Here is a 2,311-nt window from a genome sequence, read left to right on the forward strand (position 1 = left end):
CGTGGTTGCCGTGCCAGGCGACCACGTCGAGCGGCGAGTGGTCGTAGCGGGCCGTCCAGAGGTTGCCGCAGAACTTGTTGACCACCTCGACCGGTTCTTCGGTGTCCTCGTACGCGGCGACCGGGGCCCTGAAGTCCCGCGCGTTCGCCAGGCCGTTGGCCCCGATCGGGCCGAGGTCGGGCAGCCGGAACGGCGCCCCGTAGTTCTCGCACACGTACCCGCGGGCGCTCTCGTCGAGCAGCTCGACGCGGAAGCGGACCCCGCGCGGGATCAGGGCGACCTCGCCCGGAGCGGCCGCCAGCAGCCCGAACTCGGTGTGCAGGAGCAGCCCGCCGCGCTCCGGCACCAGCAGCAGCTCGCCGTCCGCGTCGCTGAACACGCGGTCCGTCATCGACGCGTTCGCGTGGTACAGGTGCACGGCCATGCCGGTGCGCTGCGTCGCGTCGCCGTTGCCCCCCAGCGTCCACAGGCCGGTCAGCCAGTCGGTGCCGGGGGCCGGGTCCGGCAGCGGGTTCCAGCGGCGGCGGTTGGGGTCGGGGGCCGCGTCGGTGAAGGGAGCCGTACGCACCGTCCCGTTCTCCGCGCGGGTGAACTCCGGGTGCGCCGCCGACGGGCGGATCCGGTACAGCCACGAGCGGCGGTTGTGCGCGCGGGGCTCGGTGAAGGCGGTGCCGCTCAACTGCTCCGCGTACAGGCCGAGGGGGGCGCGCTGCGGTGCGTTCCGCCCCCGGGGGAGGGCGCCGGGCACGGCCTCGGACTCGTGCTCGTTCCCGAACCCCGTCAGATAGCCGAGGGTCTCGGCCGTCTTGCGTGCGTCCCCGCTCATCAGAACTCCTCGGCTCACGCGTCGTTCACGATCCCTGCTCATTCCTATGTATAACCGTAGGATTCCGGGGGGCGCCGCGCAAGACCGTCTCCACCCCGGGACGGGTGAGACGTCCTCCCCTGGACGGATCCGGGAACCCGGGGGTTCCTCTACTGTCCGGAGCATGCCCAGGACGACGCGCCGCCGCGCCCTCGCCGCCGCCCTCCTCGCCTGTGCCCTGGCCGGTGGAACCGCCGGGTGCGGGGACGACGACGGCGGCCCCCGGCGCGTCGGCACGCTCCTCGACCGCACCGACGACGAGGGCCACCGCTACCGCGAGATCCCGGACCGCGACGCCCCCGAGGTCGGCGTCACCGTGCAGCCCGACCGCGACCCGGCACGCGGCTGGGACGTCCGCCTGCGTGTGCGGCACTTCCGGCTCAGCCCCGCCGGCACCGGAGCCCACGCCGTCCACGGCCGCGGCTACGTCCGCCTCTACCTCGACGGGCACCCCCTCGCGCGGCTCGGCGCCCCCGTCCACCGGCTCGCCCAGGACCGGATCGGCCGCGGCACCCACCAGGTCACCGTCCGCCTCTACGCCGACGACGACACCGTCTGGGCGGTCGGCGGCCGAGCGGTCGAGGCCACCGCCGACCTCACCTCGTCCGGGCCCGGGACCACCCCGTCGCCCGTAGGGTGACGGCCATGCCCCACTCCACCTCCCTGCGCCGCACCCCCGTCCAGCAGCGCAGCGCCGAGCGGCTCAGCCGGATCCTCGACGCCTGCGCCGCGCTCCTCGACGAGTGCGGGTACGAGGAGTTGAGCACCCGGGCCGTCGCAAGCCGGGCCGACGTCCCCATCGGGTCCGTCTACCGCTTCTTCAGCAACAAGCGCTCCCTCGTCGACGCCCTCGCCCAGCGCAACCTCGAGCGCTACGCGGAGCGGGTCACCGCCCGCCTCGACCGGCTCCCCGCGGGCGACTGGCGCGCCGCCATGGACGCCTTCCTCGACGAGTACCTCGCCATGAAGCGCACCGCGCCCGGCTTCTCCCTCGTCGACTTCGGCACCCAGATCCCGGTGGGCGACCCCGCCGCCGACCCCAACCACCGGGTCGCCGCCACTCTCACCGACCTGCTGGCCCCCTACCTGGAGCGCACCCCCGACGACGACCTGCGCCGCACCTTCCTCGTCGCCGTCGAGAGCGCCGACGCCCTGGTCCGGCTCGCCTTCCGTCTCGACCCCGCGGGCGACGAGCGGATCATCGCGGAGACCCGGCTGCTGCTGCGCGGCTATCTGGCGCCGACCCTGGACGAGGGCGGCCCGGCCCACTGAGCCGTCGCCCGCACACCGCTGTGACCTGGAGTTCTGCGCTTATTGCTCACGTGTCAATGTCTTGTTAACGCCACACGACGACCCCTAACGTCGCGCTGACCGCCCCCGGTCCGGGCCGCAGGACCGCAGTTCGGGCGGCAGTTCAACGGCGAACGTTAGGACCCCCATGCTGAC

The 2,311-nt window shown here is 73.8% G+C and carries 3 protein-coding genes; 2 read left to right on the plus strand and 1 reads right to left on the minus strand.

Annotation, left to right across the window (positions count from 1 at the left end):
* Nucleotides 1-826 (minus strand): homogentisate 1,2-dioxygenase (locus GTW43_RS04750; protein ID WP_161300355.1); only part of this gene is annotated, 826 nt, incomplete at its 3' end.
* Nucleotides 827-989: 163 nt separating this feature from the next.
* On the opposite strand from GTW43_RS04750, the gene GTW43_RS04755 reads away from it, so the two are divergent.
* Together GTW43_RS04755 and GTW43_RS04760 are read left to right on the plus strand one after the other, a co-directional pair.
* Nucleotides 990-1,505 carry a hypothetical protein gene (locus GTW43_RS04755; protein WP_161300356.1) on the plus strand — a complete coding sequence of 172 codons (516 nt, stop codon included), beginning with the start codon at nucleotides 990-992 and terminating at the stop codon, nucleotides 1,503-1,505.
* Between the two features lie 5 nt (nucleotides 1,506-1,510).
* Nucleotides 1,511-2,137, plus strand: a complete 627-nt coding sequence (locus GTW43_RS04760; protein WP_202501045.1) for a TetR/AcrR family transcriptional regulator — start codon at nucleotides 1,511-1,513, stop codon at nucleotides 2,135-2,137.
* The last annotated feature ends 174 nt before the right edge of the window (nucleotides 2,138-2,311 follow it).

The sequence above is a fragment of the Streptomyces sp. SID5785 genome (assembly GCF_009870065.1).
In the GTDB taxonomy this organism is placed as follows: Bacteria; Actinomycetota; Actinomycetes; order Streptomycetales; family Streptomycetaceae; genus Streptomyces.

Excerpts from the sequence above, each read along its gene's own strand:
- GTW43_RS04760 (WP_202501045.1), top strand. The coding sequence starts at position 1,511 with ATGCCCCACTCCACCTCCCTGCGCCGCACCCCCGTCCAGCAGCGCAGC.
- GTW43_RS04755 (WP_161300356.1), top strand. The coding sequence starts at position 990 with ATGCCCAGGACGACGCGCCGCCGCGCCCTCGCCGCCGCCCTCCTCGCC.